Genomic DNA, 14,999 nt, shown 5'->3' with positions numbered 1-14,999 from the left:
CGGAGGCGCTATGTGGTTAACACAATGGGGTAGCGCGCTCATAGGGTGCTCTACCCTATTGCTGACGGCCTGCACGGTGGTGGATCTGGACGAAAACGGCAAGCCGATTTTACCAACCGACCCCGCGGCCAAAGCCAGCTTCGCTGACCAGACCCCGCAGCAGATCGCGCAACAGACCTGGCAATCCCGCGTCATGGATGCCGCGCAGCAGCACGCGCTAGACGCCGCCGCGCTCGGCGCGCAGCTGAAAACGTCGTCATCGACGCCGCGCAGCGTTTTTGTCCGCCTGACCAGTCGCATCGAACAGGTTGATCGCAGTAATGCACGCGAGCAAAAACTGACCTTTAACGTCAATGGTCAACCGCTGGAGGTGCAGTTGGGACCGGTCATGCGCGGCAATGCCATACGCGACGCCACCAGCTTCAAGTTTGAGGACTTCACAAACCAGGTGCAGTTCGCGCAATTGTCCCGCGCTTATAACCGCGAGGCGGTGAAACACTTGCCGCAGGTAGACGAAAGCTGGGCCAACACCACGGCAAGCGTGTTGATGGCGGTCACGCTCCTTGACGGCAAAATTACCGACGCCGCCGCGCTGACGTTGAAACAGGAGACACCCTAATGAGCGAAAGCCCTGCGGATGAGATCATCTTGCGCACCCGCGGCATGTCGATGCTCTTTCCCGGCACCGTGGCGCTGGATAACGTCGATTACAACGTGTGGCGCGGCAAGGTGAACGTGATTATCGGCGAAAACGGCGCGGGCAAATCCACGCTGATGAAGATCCTTGCCGGCGTGCAGCAGCCGAGCCTGGGCGAGATGTGGCTAAACGGTAACGCGGTACGGTTCGCCAACACGCGGGAAGCGGCGGCCCACGGCATCGGCATGGTGCATCAGGAGTTGAACCTGTTTGAAAATCTCAACGTCGCCGAGAATATTTTTCTCGGCCGGGAATTACAACGAGGGTTGGCGCCGATTAACCAACAGGAGCAGGAAACGCGCACCGCTGAGCTGTTGAAGCGTCTCGACCAACCGATCTCCCCGCGGGAAACGGTCGGCACGTTAAAAGTCGGTCAGCAGCAGTTGGTGGAGATAGCCAAAGCGCTGGCGGAAGACGCCGACATCTTGATTCTCGACGAGCCCACTTCGGCGTTAAGCAAGACCGAAGTGGATATTCTGTTCCGCGTCATTCGCGAGCTGACCCGTCAGGGGGTGACGATTATCTACATCTCGCACCGGCTGGAAGAGCTGATGGCTATTGGCGATGTCATCACCATTTTGCGCGACGGCAAATTCCAGGCCGAGGCCAACGTCTGCGACATCGACGTTCCGTGGATCGTGCGGGAAATGCTCGGCAGCGAGCCGGTTACCCAGTTTCTGCCGCCCGGGCGAACCTTCGGCGCGCCGGTGCTCGAGGCGGAGCATATCACCTATGTCAACGCGGCGGGCAATGCGGTAGTCAATGATGTCAGTTTTAAGGTACACGCCGGGGAAATCGTCGGTATCTATGGGCTGATGGGCGCGGGACGGACCGAGCTATTCGAGTGCATGCTGGGGACGCAACGTAATTACCTCGGCAAATTGTGGCTCGACAGTAAGCCGTTGCCGCAGCGCCTGAATACCGCTGAACGCATCCGGATGGGCATGAGCCTGGTGCCGGAAGACCGTAAGCGCACCGGGATTTTCCCCATTTCGTCGGTGGCCGCCAACTTGACCATCGCCAGTCTTTGGCGGCGGTTGCAACGCGGATTCGCCATTGCGCATAAAGAGGAAGAGCAGGTGGTCGCCAGCACCATCGGCAGCCTGTCAATTAAGGTCTCGTCGCCGGAGGTCGAAATTCAGGCGCTAAGCGGCGGCAATCAGCAGAAGGTGGTGATCGGCCGCTCCCTGTTGACCAATCCCAAAATTCTGTTTTTGGACGAACCGACGCGCGGCATCGACGTCGGCGCGAAGGGAGACGTGTTCCGCATGATGGTACAACTGTCCGAACAGGGGATCGCGGTGGTGTTCTCCACCTCCGATCTGAAAGAAATTATGGCGGTATCTGACCGCATTCTGGTGATGTCCGGCGGCAAACTTACCGCGGATATCGTACGCGATCAGGCCGAAGAATCGGCGCTGGTGACGGCAAGTGCTCAGGGGTTTTGATATGAAAACAACGCAATCTGTTGCTGTCGCGCCGCAGGCCGGTACGGCGCTAACGCGTGAACATCTGTTGCTATTACTGTTAAAGCTGCGCACCTTTATCGCGCTGTTTCTGATTGTGGGTTTTTTTACTTTTACCGTGTCGGGTTTTCTCTCCGCCGGCAGCTTGGTCATCATGATCAAGCACATCGCCATCAACGCCTTTTTGGCGCTGGGTATCACCTTCGTTATCATTACCGCCGGGATTGATTTGTCGATCGGCGCCACGCTCGGCTTATGCGGCATGATTGCCGGCTGGCTTATCACCAAGGGTATTGTTCTGCCGATGTTCGGTATCGCGATTTTTCCCAGCGTCTGGGTCATCGTGCCGTTGGTGCTGCTTATTGGCGGGCTGATAGGCGCGGTTAATGGCTGGATCATCACCCGCTACAACGTCGCGCCGTTCATATGTACCCTGGGCACGATGTACGTCCTGCGCGGCGCGGCGATGCTCACCTCGGACGGTCAGACCTTTACCGGCCTTTCGGGCAACCCGCTGCTGGGCAATACCGGCTTTGATGAAATAGGCGCCGGTACGTTGCTGGGGATCCCCTGGGCTATTTGGATCATGATTGTCCTGGCGCTGGCGATTGCCTACGTCGCCCGCCGCCTGCCGTTTGGCCGCCATGTCTATGCCATTGGCGATAACGAGCGCGCCGCCGAGCTGTCGGGGGTGAAAGTCAAACAGGTCAAGATCTGGGTCTATACCCTGTCGGGTTTCTGCGCGGCGATTGCCGGGATCGTCGTGTCCGCCCAGCTGTCGGCCAGCCATCCTGCCAACGGTACCGCCTTTGAAATGAACGCCATCGCCGCCGTGGTGCTCGGCGGCACCTCGCTGGCCGGCGGACGCGGCACCCTGCTCGGCACGCTGATAGGCGCATTCGTGATAGGCTTTCTCGCCGACGGCTTGGTCATGATGGGCGTAAGCGAATTTTGGCAAATGGTGATCAAAGGTTTGGTGATTATCGTCGCGGTGATTATCGACCAGATGCAAAATCGAATGCAGCAAAAAGCGGCCGTGGTCGCGCAAAAGGCGGTGATTGAGGGCAAGTAAACCGTTTACCCCTTTCGCGCCGCAGGAAGGGTATGGCGCGCCAACGGTTTACCCGACGGCGTCGCTGGCGTTATTCGTTAATGATGGTCCGGGCGCAGGGGGGAGTGTTCCCCGCCCGAAAGATGCCCCGCTGCGCACGGGAATGTTCCACACCTGAGCATTGTTCCGCCGCACGCGGGGATGTTTCCCGCAGTGAATTGCGTCGCCGCGCGCGGATCGGTCTCCCGCCTACAGACCAATCGCGCCGTACGCGGGGCTGTTTCCTGCCGGTGAATTGTTCCGCTGCGCACGGGAATGTTTCTCGCTTGAACACAGTACCGGTTCTCACTTTTACCCTGGGGAATTAACCAGGCTGCGCGCCATCGGGTAATCGGTAATTAACACATCGATATACTTGCCTTCCAGCGCGCCGCGAATGGCGTTACGCTTTTCCGGGCCGCCGGCCAGCGCGATAACGTGCGGACAGGCGCGGATTTGCGCCAGCTCCATACCGATCACCGGATCTTCATCCGGCGCAAGAACCGGCTTGCCCGCCGCGTTATAGTAGTGCAGGCAAATGTCCCCCACCGCGCCGCGCGCCGCGAGCAGTTGCAGCATGGCTTCGTTATAGTAGTTGCCGGAATTTTTCAACAGCTGCGAGGGCTCAAGCTCGCCGATACCGACAATCGCCACATCCACTTCAGAGAATTTCGCCACCGCCGCCGCCACCTCCGGGCTATTGACTAGGCGGGCGCGCTCTTGCACCGAATGCTCTATGCTTTGCGAAGGCAGCAGCCACGCCGGACAGCCGAGATGCGCCGCCAACTGTTGCGTTAGGATCGTCGCCTGGACATTACCGTTGGGCCCGACGCCGCCCAGAAGTTGAATGACGCCCTCGGCGCGAACGTTTTGCGGATGCATTTCATCCACCATGCAGCGAATGGTGCTGCTCCAGGATGAGATACCCACCAAGTCTTCCGGGCGGATGCGCGTCTCGACATAGTGGGCCGCGGCGCTGCCGATGGCATGCTTGATTTGCGCATGGGTCGGACTCTCCCCCACATCGACGACGATCGCCTGGCGAATGCCGTACTGTTTTTCGATGGCTTTTTCCAGCGCCACGAAAATATTGGTCGGCTGCACCACGGTGATTTTCACCAGACCTTCTTTCTGGCAGCGCGTGAGCGCGCGCGACACGAATGACTGGGAGAGGTGCAGCAGGGAGGCAATTTCCGATTGTTTTTTGTTCTCGCTGTAGTAAAGCGTGGCAATTTTTACCAGCAGACGTTGTTCATCCTGCTTTGACATAAGGTTTCCTCAGATTCGCTGCCGGTTATTTTTATGCATAGTTGAATAGATAACAAGTCGGCCTGCCCGGTACCCCGCATTCCGAGTGTGATCCTATTCTCTTTTCTGTCAAATTTGACGTCGGAAAGCGTAGACAAAGCGTTTAACAAAGCCTATCTTGAATCATGAATAATAAATCAGTAGTGAATATTTATTCACGGTAATACCAGGTCCGTCGTTATTTCCAGGCATCACGGCGGTAATCCACCTTCTATGGACATGTTTATACCCTATTAGAATATTTATTCACACAAGATTATACATTCAAGAGGTGCATAATGAATCCGTTTTCGTTCTCCGTTGAGGAGCTTGAAAGAAAAGCACGCGCGATACGCCGCCGCATCATCGTGTTGAACGCCGAAAGTCCGGCAGGGGGGCACACCGGGGCTGATTTATCCCAGGTTGAGCTGTTAACGGCATTGTACTTCCGCGTGCTGAATTGTTCGCCCGCGCTGCAAGTTAGCGACGAACGCGACATTTATATCCAGTCGAAGGGCCACGCAGTGGGGGGTTATTACTGCGTGCTGGCGGAGGCCGGGTTTATCCCCGTCGACTGGCTTGCCACCTATCAACACGCCGATTCACATCTGCCGGGCCATCCGGTCAGGCACAAAACCCCCGGCATTGAACTCAACACCGGCGCGCTGGGTCATGGTCTACCGGTGGCCGTGGGGATCGCCCTGGCCGCGAAGCGGAGCAACAGCCGACGCCGCGTGTTTGTGGTGACCGGCGACGGTGAACTGGCGGAAGGCAGCAACTGGGAGGCTGCGCTGGTGGCGGCCCATTACCAGCTCGATAACCTGATCATCATTAATGATAAAAACAGCCTGCAACTGGCGGGGGCGACCAAAGACATCATGAACACCGATCCGCTGGATGAGAAATGGCGCGCTTTCGGTCTGGCGGTTACCGTGTGCCGCGGCAACGATATGGCCGACGTGGTGAACACCCTGGAAGCGCTACAACCGCAGGGCAAGCCACAGGTGATCATCGCCCATACCACCAAAGGCGCGGGCGTCTCTTTTATCCAGGGACGTCCTGAGTGGCATCACCGGGTGCCGAAAGGAGATGAAATCGAATTGGCGCTGGAGGAACTGAAAGATGAGTAATAGCGAACATCTCGCCACGGTCATGGTGAATGCGTTTATCGACGCGGTAGCGCGCGGCGTGGATCTGGTGCCGGTGGTGGCGGACTCCACCTCGACGGCCAAAATTGCGCCCTTTATGCAACAATTCCCCGGCCGGGTGGTTAATGTCGGTATCGCCGAGCAAACGCTGGTCGGCGCGGCGGCGGGCCTGGCCATCGGGGGTAAGGTTGCCGTCACCTGTAACGCCGCGCCGTTTTTGATTTCGCGCGCCAACGAGCAGATCAAAGTCGATATTTGCTACAACAATACCAACGTGAAGCTCTTCGGCCTCAATGCCGGGGCGAGCTACGGCCCGCTGGCCAGCACCCATCATAGTATCGACGATATTGCGGTGTTGCGCGGTTTCGGCCATATCGAAATTTATGCGCCCTCCTGCCCGATTGAATGCCGGCAAATTATCGATTACGCCTTAGAACATGTCGGCCCGGTTTATATTCGCCTCGACGGCAAAGCGCTTCCAGAACTGCATGATTCTCACTATCGGTTTGCGCCGGGGGCCATTGATGTCCTGCGCGCCGGCAGCGACGTCGCGCTGGTGGCGATGGGCTCCACCGTCCATGAAATTGTCGAGGCCGCCACACAACTGGCAGACGCCGGTATTAGCGCTTGTGTGATCAGTGTACCGTCTATTCGTCCCTGCGACACGTCGCAGCTGTTGACCGCCCTGCGCACCTGTAAAGTGGCTGTCAGCGTAGAAGAACATAACATCAACGGCGGCGTGGGTAGCTTGACGGCGGAAGTGCTGGCGGAGGCCGGATGCCCTATTCCGCTGCGCCGGCTGGGTATTGCCGATGGGCACTATGCCATCGCCGCCGATCGCGCCGCCACCCGCGCCCGGCACGAGATAGATGCGGCAGGCGTCGTAAAGAACGCCACCGCCCTGTTGCGGGCGCAACACTAACTGCGCCCGACTGAACCCTATTGGAGAGAAAGCAATGTCCCGAATTCCGCAACAACTGACTATGGCGATTATCATCGGCAACCGGGGCTTTTTCCCCAGTTATTTGGTGGCAGAAGCGCGTGAACAGGCGATCGCGCTGTTTGCGCGCGTCGGCATTAACACTATTATGCTCGACGAGACGCAAACCGAACTCGGCGGCGTGGAAACACGCCAGGATGCCAAAATCTGCGCCGCGTTATTCCGCGCGCACCGCGATGAAATTCACGGCGTTGTAGTACTGCTGCCGAATTTCGGCGATGAAAAAGCGGTGGCGGAAACGCTGCGCCTTTCCGGCCTCAACGTACCGGTGCTGGTCCAGGCGGAAGAGGATAATCTGGACAAAATGGGGCTCGCGACGCGGCGCGACAGCTTTTGCGGCAAAATCTCCCTGTGCAATAACCTGCGGCAATACGGCATTCCCTTCACCCTGACCACACAGCATGTGTGCGCGCTCGGTGGTGAACCTTTTGAGCAAGACCTCCGGCGCTTCGAGCAAATTTGCCGGGTGGTAAGCAGCATGCGCGGCGTACGCGTCGGGGCGATTGGCGCGAGGCCGGCGGGCTTTAATACCGTGCGCTACAGCGAGAAATTGCTTGAGCGTTTGGGTATCGCGGTAGAGACGCTGGATCTTTCGGAAGTGTTTACCCGCATCAAACAGCTGCGCGACGACGATATTCGCGTCGACGAAAAGCGTCGCCTGCTGCTCGATAATGCCGACGCCAGCGGCATTCCCGCCGACAAAATCGCGACCATGGCGAAATTGTTCGTGGTTATCAGCGAATGGGTGATCGCCAACGACATCGACACCACCGCTATTCAATGCTGGACGTCGCTACAGGAAAACCTCGGCATCAACGTCTGCTCGATTATGAGCATTATGTCCGGCCAGTTGATGCCCAGCGCTTGCGAAGTGGATGTTATGGGCGCCCTCTCCATGTACGCGCTGGCCAGCAGCAATATGAGCCCGGCATCAATTGCCGACTGGAATAATAACTTTGGCGAAGATCGCGACAAATGCGTCCTTTTTCACTGCGGTAACTTTGCTGCCGCCAGTCTGGAATCACCCCATATGGGGACCGCAGATATCATCGGCACCACCGTCGGTAAGGAAAACACCTGCGGCGCGGTCCACGGCCGTCTCAAGAGCGGTCAGCTTACCTATTTCCGGCTTAGCACCGACGATCTAACCGGCGACATCAAAGCCTATGTCGGTGAAGGCCTGTCGGTAGATGATCCGCTTGATACCGTGGGCTGCCGCGCCGTTATCCAGGTGCCCCACCTGGAAAATCTGCTGGCGTGGATCTGTCGAAACGGCTTCGAGCACCATGTTGCAATGAACCATTCCAACAGCGCGGCGGTTTTGGAAGAGGCGTTTAGCCGCTATCTCGGCGTCAATACCTACCTGCATCGTTAATCCGCCGCGGCGCCGGGAGGTTTCCCATGACGATTGAGAAAGACATGATTATCGCGCTCGACGAAGGGACCACCAATGCCAAAGCCGTGGTGTTTGACGGTGACGGGCGCGCGGTGGCGAAGTTTTCCCGGGCGCTGTCGATCCAGACCCCGCGCGAAGGCTGGGTGGAGCAGTCCGCCGAACTGCTTGTCGAGGCTTCGCTGGCGGTTTTGGCCCAGGCGGTTGCGGCCGTCGGCGCCGAACGTGTGGCGGCGCTGGCCATCAGCAATCAGCGCGAGACCGCGGTCGGTTGGTATCGTGCCAGCGGCCGACCTCTTGGACCGGCGATCAGCTGGCAATGTTCACGCGCGGCTGAATTTTGTCATACGCTCCGGTTGCAGGGGCACGAAGGGCGGATAAAGGCCGTCACCGGGCTACCTATCGCGCCGCTGTTCTCCGCCTCGAAAATGCGCTGGCTATTAGCGTCGGTGCCGAACGGCGATGCACAGGCGGCAGAAGGTGAAATTTGTTTGGGCACGGTGGACAGTTGGCTTTTATGGCATTTAACGCAGGGCAACGCGTTCCGCTGCGATTATGCCAACGCCTCGCGCACCCAGCTATTGAACCTGCAGCACGCCGAATGGGACGATGACATGCTGGCGCTATTCCAGATCCCCCGCGCCGCTTTGCCCGAAATCCGCCCCTCCAGCGGCCTTTTTGGTTATACCCTGGGGCTGGCGGGCTGCCCGGACGGTATCCCGATCATGGCGATGATAGGAGACTCGCACGCGGCGCTGTTCGCACATGGGCTGGGCGCAGCGGGGTGTGTCAAGGCCACCTACGGTACGGGCTCGTCGGTGATGGCACCGGTCAGCCCGATGCAGTGCGGCGTGCAAGCGCTGGCGACCACCCTCGCCTGGCACGACGGGACGCAGTTGGTGTATGGTCTGGAAGGCAATATCCCCCATACCGGCGACGCGGTGGCCTGGATGGCCGACAGCACCGGGCTGAGCGATCTGCCGCAGGAGGAACTCGCGCAGGCGTTAAATACGCTTCCCGCCACGGTGGATTCAACGTTAGGCGTCTATTTCGTGCCGGCGCTGACCGGCTTCGGCGCCCCCTGGTGGGACGACAATGCCCGTGGCCTCATTCAGGGTTTAAACCGCGGGGTAAAACGGGCGCACCTGATCCGCGCCGCGCTGGAATCAATCGCTTACCAGATTGCCGATGTGGTCGAGGCGATGCGCCAACAGGGCGAATTCACGCTCAAGGCGTTGATGGTCGACGGCGGGCCGACAAAAAATGACTGGTTGATGCAATTTCAGGCGGATCTATTGGGTTGTCCGGTGATGCGCAGCGAGGTCGCGGAACTGTCGGCGGTGGGCGCGGCGCTCCTGGCGCGCAAAGCGCTGTTACAGATCGAGACTCGTGCGCTGCGCCAGTACTTGCCTGGACATGCGGCCTACCATCCCGACGTTCTTCGCCACCAGAAGCTTAAGGGCAATTACCGGGAATGGCGCGCGGCGGTGAACACCGCATTGGGCGTCCCGGCGGCGCCAGCAAACGTCGAGGCAAAAGTGACCCTGTCACCTTAATTCGTTTCCACCAGCTCCGGCGTAAAGGTTAATTGCATCGCGCTTTTTATATTGCTCGCCTGATCCGAAAAAACCCAGGCGGGCGTGCCCAGCGATAAAGACGTGGTCAAATGCGGCTTCAGGGTTAAGGGTAACACCATGCTGCCACTGGCGCCGGTAACCGGTACGCTCAGCGTCAGCGTGCCGGTGGGCTTAAGGGTGCTTCCGCCATAGGACACACCTACCCCCAGACCCGTTTTATCCGTGGCGAAATAGTCGCTGTTGCCGCTAAACGCCGTGCCGGTTGCCTTTAGCGTACCGCTGATGGCCCGAAGATGTTGCAGAATGTCCGGCGTGTCGGTGCTGCAACTGATGCTAAGGGTAGCCGCCATGATATTCGCCGTGGCCCCGCCCGTTAACGCCTTGTCCGTGTCGATGGAGGGAAGTTGAGTACTTTTCTTCTCAAGGGTGGGGTTGCATCTGACGCTGCCGATATTCTCCCAGCCGGTAATCGATAAATTGTAATTTTTATTCGCCGCTTGATTGATGCCTTTCACACCGTCGAGCTGAAACAGCGTCACATCATCCACCCCGGTGGTTTTGATTTCACCGTCTTTAAGCAGGTAGGCCTGGAAGGTAGCGGTAAATTCTTTTGCTGAGTTTTTTTTGACGACATAGCCGGTATCGACTCGACCAGCGTTAACATCGCCGGCGGTGCTGAAGACCCCGAGATCTTTACCATTAAATATCAACCCCATTTTTACCCCCGCCGGGAATGTTTGTTCCGCTCGCTTTGGAAAGGGATACACATACACCGATTCCTGATCGGCCTCGTTCGCGGTTAAATCCGACTTACAGGTGATGGTGCGGGTAAATGATTGGGATCGCCAGACCACTTTGCCATTGTCGCTGCCGGCAAGATAAGCGGAAACCCCCAGCGCCTCCGTGTCCGAGACCGAGCCCGTACTTGACTGATGGCAGGACAAGGCATAGGCATTCGATGCCGACATAAGCAGCGCTATGGCCCAAAACATCAACAACAGGGTCATTTTAGCGGTTTTTTTACACATCATATTTTCCTTTCACCGTGGTCATAGCCACGGCGTATTGTCATGAATCAATCGCGCATTTGCCTGCTGCGGCGCCGCAAAGGCCCGCGCTGCATTGCGTTTAGGAGGACACGTCGAACGTCAGGGCCAACGATTGGGCATACACCCCGACCGCAGCGGACTGAATCTCCGTTAACCGATTGCCGTTAACGGCGACGCCCAGCGAGCCCAACCCCGGTTTGGTGGCGGTAAAGGTGGCGGTATACACGCCGTTTTGTTCGTTGACGGCGCTTAATTGCCCCTCGAGTCCGTCCTGTACAAATTCCACCTTCAGGCCCGTGACGGCATTGTCATAGCGATCGCGTGCGGTGAACGACAGGGTTATCGCGCGGTTACCGTCGGAGGCGATAATCGTCTTGTCTGCCGTTAGCGATGATTTAACGCTCTCTACCTCGCCGGCGACAAACGCGATCGGTGCCGTTTTGCGGTGGCCATTGGTCGTGGCGGTGACGTTGAACGTACCGGAGGCGGTGCTGACGGCACTGAAGGTAGCCATACCCTGGTTATCCGTCGTCACGCTCTCTGCGGAAAGTTGAACGCCCTTTTCGGCCTGCAACTGCACCTGACGATCCTGGATGGGGTTGCCATTGGCATCGGTCACGCTGACCGTCAACTGGTTTTCCGCTTGACCATCGGCCGTGGCGCCGTCCTGCACCACCTTCAGCGCCGCAATCATCGCGGATTTGTTGTCGCTAACGAAGGTGGTCTTGACGGTTTTGGTCGCCGTATTGGCGAGCGCCGCCGTCACGGTCGTCTCCCCGGCCTGCAAACTGGTCACCTCGGCGACGGCCTCACCGGCGGTATCGGTTATCGCACTGGCGGTAACCGTCGCGTTGTTATCCGCAGAGAAGGACACCGCCAGATCGGGTACCGGATTGTGAAAGGCATCAACGACGGTGACTTTGACCTTATTGGTTTCTTCACCGTCGGCGGCGGCATTATCGTCCACCACCACCAGCCGTTTGATCTGTGCCGTGGCATTGTCGGCGGCAATCGTCACGGCAGCCGAGGCAAAAGTCACATTGCGGGCGTGGGGGGTCAGTTTAACCACATCGGTACCCGTTCCCGCCGTCACCTCCATCGTGAAAGTGCCGACATCGTGACGTTGCAAAGCGGAAACGGTAGCGCCTGATTTTTCCTGCTCCTTGTCGGTCGTGACGCTGATTTCATTCTCGCCAATATCGATAGGATTGCCTTGAACATCCTTGATTTTTAATACCAGCGTTTGCCGCGAGGCGTTGTCGGCCGGCAAGGTGCTGACAGCCGGCGTAAATTCGCTAGTGGTGTCGTTAATCGCGGGCTGAGTTACCGTAAGAATGGTTTTCGCTCTGCGTGAAACATTGCCGTGCGTGTCGATGGCGACCCCGCTGATTTCATAGACATTGCCGCCAGGCGCATCGAACTGATAATCGGGCAACACAACGCTAACATTGCCGACGTCTTCCTGAACGATTCTGCCGCCGGCGGCGAGCAGCGCCGGCGCCGCCCAATCAATGCGTTCCAGCCCGTATTTGCTGTTAACCGATACATTCAGCGACTTCTGTTCACCCGCATACCCCGCCAGACGATCGACGATAGACAGGAAGATGACATCCTTCTTGCGGTATTCCAGAATAATGTTGTTATTGCGCTCCACCAGATCATAGCGACTGCCCGCCAGCTGGCGCATGGCGCCGACCGCGCCCGGATCCAGTTGCGCCCGCCACGTTTGACCCAGTTGGATATTCATCTGTAGGCCAATACGGGTATCGTTTTCCCCCGCCTTACCCTGTCGCCGCTCGGCGCTCAGCGTCAGCAGCGGAAACGGCGTGTAGTTGATACCCAAAGTAAGAGCATGAGGATCGCGCTGCCGGTTGTCCTTGCCAAACAACGCCACTTCCTTACCGTAATACTGTTCATACATTAATTTGGCTCCCAGCTGCGGCAGCGCCGGCAGCCAGCCTTCGACCCGCATATCCCAGCCGTTGGCCGGTCGTTCCTGATAATCAGCGAAATCTGGCGTGTCTTTCCAGTTCGTTAACCGCAGATAGCTGTTGGCGCCCAGTTTCAGGAAATCACGCCAATATTCCACACCCATACCCATCCGCGCATGATCACGTGACAGGTCATAATCCAGGAAGGTGTTACCGCCCAGCATATAGCCATCGTTGAACCAGCGCAGGCCCAGTCCCAGATTGGATTGGGTGCGATCATCGGTGCGGTGCAGACTGCCCTGGGTAAAAATAAGCGTTTTCTGTTGATCATGCAGGGGCACCAGCATATCAAGCTGTGAATTTTTCAAAGAGAACCGGCTATCTACATCCAACTGTATGCGGGCCGTACCAAACTGGCTTAACCATTGCTGAGCCTCGGCGGTAGCGACACTTGCGGCCATCCCGCGCCCCATCGCCGCCGCCGCTTCCCCACGGTCGTTATTGCCGAGAAAAGCGCCCGCGCTCGCGGCCAGGCTCGCTATTTTTTGCGCCTGAGCGTCATCCTGTGACGGCAATGCCGATGCCTGGAAATCATCGCTCCATTCCACGGCGGGCAGCGGCGCCAGCGGCACCTCAAGCTCATCACCGGCCTGCAGATGATCAAAACCGCGGGCAAAGGTGCGAAACTGATTAAGTTTACGCAGCTGATTAATGTCCATATGGTATTGGCGCGCTACCGAGGCAGTGCTTTCCCCTGCGGATAAGGTGTACACCTTAGTGTCCAGCGTAGCTTGACCTGCCGGGGCCGTTAAAAATCGCGACTTCTCCGCGGCGTGAACCAACGCGGGCGCAAACGCGGAGAATATCGGTATGGTTGTCTGAACGCCGATAGTTAACCAGGCAAAAAGGGTAAGACAACGCGGAAGCTCTTTTTTATTACAAACTCTTTTCATATTTAAAAGCACTCATTAATTCCCCAGCGCGCGCAGCAGGATAGAAAAATACCTATCTCACCCAGCGCGATTACTGAGTAATAACGGTTTAAATCAATTTGGATAAACACGCTTGGCCGACACCTTCGCCACCGCATTACCGCCAATGGTTATTGCAGCATCTTTGCGGCGAAGGAGATTCAATCGGCGTAAGCGAAAACCTCACCCTTTCCGCCAGCACGCCTATTAGCATTTTTGAATATTTCAATTATTGTATTGGTTGTTATTCGCCTAGTTCATATACCTCCTCCCTTCAATGGATAAGGGGCAATACGTGGATCAAATTCATTACGAAATCACTTCTGTTGATTAATAAAATAACGTTCACCGGCATTCTTTTCGCTACAAATTAGCAATAAAAGCCACCTTGCCGCAAAGCGGGCGGATAGATCGCCGTTTAGGTATCATTTCCCCTACACCGAAGGTGTCGGCCATCTCGACCGCAGCGGCTTTAAGACTTACGTGGCATCTGCAATACACTGGCTTGTGCAACTTAACGGTTGCAACTCATTCAACGGCCCAGACGTCATCGTCAGTATCGGCGTCAACATCAGCAGCCCGCCGACAGGATAAAAATAGCTTAGAATCATCGGCTTATTCTTCACGTCAGCGAATCCGATGTCTCGTTCACTTAACGTCTACGGGTGCAGAACGCAACGCAACGCAACGCAACGCAACGCAACGCAACGCAACGCCGACAAAAAGACATCGGGTTAAACCGATGTCAAGAATAAGGATCTATTTCTAAAGTTTTCTTCACATTGCATTTATTAAAAATAAACGCAGGAGAACTTTACCTGATATTAATGTCTTTTGCTAATTCCCGCCCGGATTGTCTCATTACGCATCAGATCAAGGAGCGTTTTTTTATATACTTTTTTCAGGAAAAACCAAATAACCAGAAAGAGTGCCACTTCAATAATGTATTATGTTTTCCCAATAGCAGACCGCTGATTATTTTCTGCAACGGGATATTACATGAGAATAGAAGATTTTCAAATTCGTTTCTATAAAAATATTCTGTTACCGACCATCACGATTGCAGTTAAAGTTTCTCGTAATGATAAAACAGGCTAAAAAAATGATTTTGATTCATCACGTTAGAAAGGAAGGTTTTCAGCTAAACCTGACCCTTAGGGATATTATAATACCGCGTGGCATACTCTTTATAGCGCAATAAAATCAACTCTCGCGACGGGTGCGGAATTTAGACCCTGTGCCGCATAGCGGCCATGTCGAGGCATCGCCAACAAGCCGACAATGACAAACGACACCGGATCAACAGCGCGACGGCGGGAAGCCCCTGTTGCTTTGCGCCACAACAGGCCTGGCTAAGGTGAGCGATGCCGGGTGATAACATCCGCCATGG

11 protein-coding genes are annotated in these 14,999 nt (G+C 56.7%); 8 read left to right on the top strand and 3 right to left on the bottom strand.

The annotated features are described in order from the left end of the window. The first annotated feature begins 10 nt into the window (after positions 1-10). The 4 genes from SANT_RS21500 to SANT_RS24545 are packed head-to-tail and all read left to right on the top strand — an operon-like array spanning position 11 to position 3,392. Complete coding sequence (locus tag SANT_RS21500; protein WP_025424284.1) at positions 11-619, top strand: DUF2291 family protein; 609 nt, start codon at positions 11-13, stop codon at positions 617-619. Beyond that, positions 619-2,145 carry a sugar ABC transporter ATP-binding protein gene (locus tag SANT_RS21495; protein ID WP_025424283.1) on the top strand — a complete coding sequence of 509 codons (1,527 nt, stop codon included), beginning with the start codon at positions 619-621 and terminating at the stop codon, positions 2,143-2,145. The genes SANT_RS21500 and SANT_RS21495 overlap by 1 nt, the downstream gene beginning before the upstream one ends. Before the next feature lies 1 nt (position 2,146). Next, complete coding sequence (locus SANT_RS21490) at positions 2,147-3,235, top strand: ABC transporter permease (protein ID WP_025424282.1); 1,089 nt, start codon at positions 2,147-2,149, stop codon at positions 3,233-3,235. Next, positions 3,222-3,392, top strand: coding sequence for a hypothetical protein (locus SANT_RS24545; RefSeq protein ID WP_158500178.1), 171 nt, complete (start codon positions 3,222-3,224; stop codon positions 3,390-3,392). The genes SANT_RS21490 and SANT_RS24545 overlap by 14 nt, the downstream gene beginning before the upstream one ends. Positions 3,393-3,565: 173 nt before the next feature. Here the strand turns inward: SANT_RS24545 and SANT_RS21485 are convergent, their stop codons facing one another. Further along, a complete protein-coding gene (locus SANT_RS21485) occupies positions 3,566-4,522 on the bottom strand; it encodes a sugar-binding transcriptional regulator (RefSeq protein ID WP_025424281.1) in 957 nt (318 codons plus the stop codon). Between the two features lie 317 nt (positions 4,523-4,839). On the opposite strand from SANT_RS21485, the gene SANT_RS21480 reads away from it, so the two are divergent. The 4 genes from SANT_RS21480 to SANT_RS21465 are packed head-to-tail and all read left to right on the top strand — an operon-like array spanning position 4,840 to position 9,637. Continuing rightward, positions 4,840-5,670, top strand: a complete 831-nt coding sequence (locus tag SANT_RS21480; RefSeq protein WP_025424280.1) for a transketolase — start codon at positions 4,840-4,842, stop codon at positions 5,668-5,670. Beyond that, complete coding sequence (locus SANT_RS21475) at positions 5,663-6,610, top strand: transketolase family protein (protein WP_025424279.1); 948 nt, start codon at positions 5,663-5,665, stop codon at positions 6,608-6,610. Before SANT_RS21480 ends, SANT_RS21475 begins: the two co-directional genes overlap by 8 nt. A gap of 34 nt (positions 6,611-6,644) precedes the next feature. Further along, positions 6,645-8,063, top strand: coding sequence for an L-fucose/L-arabinose isomerase family protein (locus SANT_RS21470; RefSeq protein WP_025424278.1), 1,419 nt, complete (start codon positions 6,645-6,647; stop codon positions 8,061-8,063). 26 nt (positions 8,064-8,089) lie between these two features. After that, complete coding sequence (locus tag SANT_RS21465) at positions 8,090-9,637, top strand: FGGY family carbohydrate kinase (RefSeq protein ID WP_025424277.1); 1,548 nt, start codon at positions 8,090-8,092, stop codon at positions 9,635-9,637. Here the strand turns inward: SANT_RS21465 and SANT_RS21460 are convergent. Together SANT_RS21460 and SANT_RS21455 are read right to left on the bottom strand one after the other, a co-directional pair. Continuing rightward, entirely contained in the window at positions 9,634-10,689 is a 1,056-nt protein-coding gene (locus SANT_RS21460; protein ID WP_148296375.1) for a hypothetical protein, read from the bottom strand. The genes SANT_RS21465 and SANT_RS21460 overlap by 4 nt on opposite strands. Before the next feature lie 97 nt (positions 10,690-10,786). Continuing rightward, on the bottom strand, positions 10,787-13,411 hold the full coding sequence (locus SANT_RS21455) for an inverse autotransporter beta domain-containing protein (RefSeq protein ID WP_237234713.1): 2,625 nt from the start codon (positions 13,409-13,411) through the stop codon (positions 10,787-10,789). Positions 13,412-14,999 lie beyond the last annotated feature (1,588 nt).

The sequence above is a fragment of the Sodalis praecaptivus genome (genome assembly GCF_000517425.1).
Classification (GTDB): domain Bacteria; phylum Pseudomonadota; class Gammaproteobacteria; order Enterobacterales; family Enterobacteriaceae; genus Sodalis_A; species Sodalis_A praecaptivus.
This window is presented reverse-complemented; position numbering and strand designations above follow the sequence as displayed.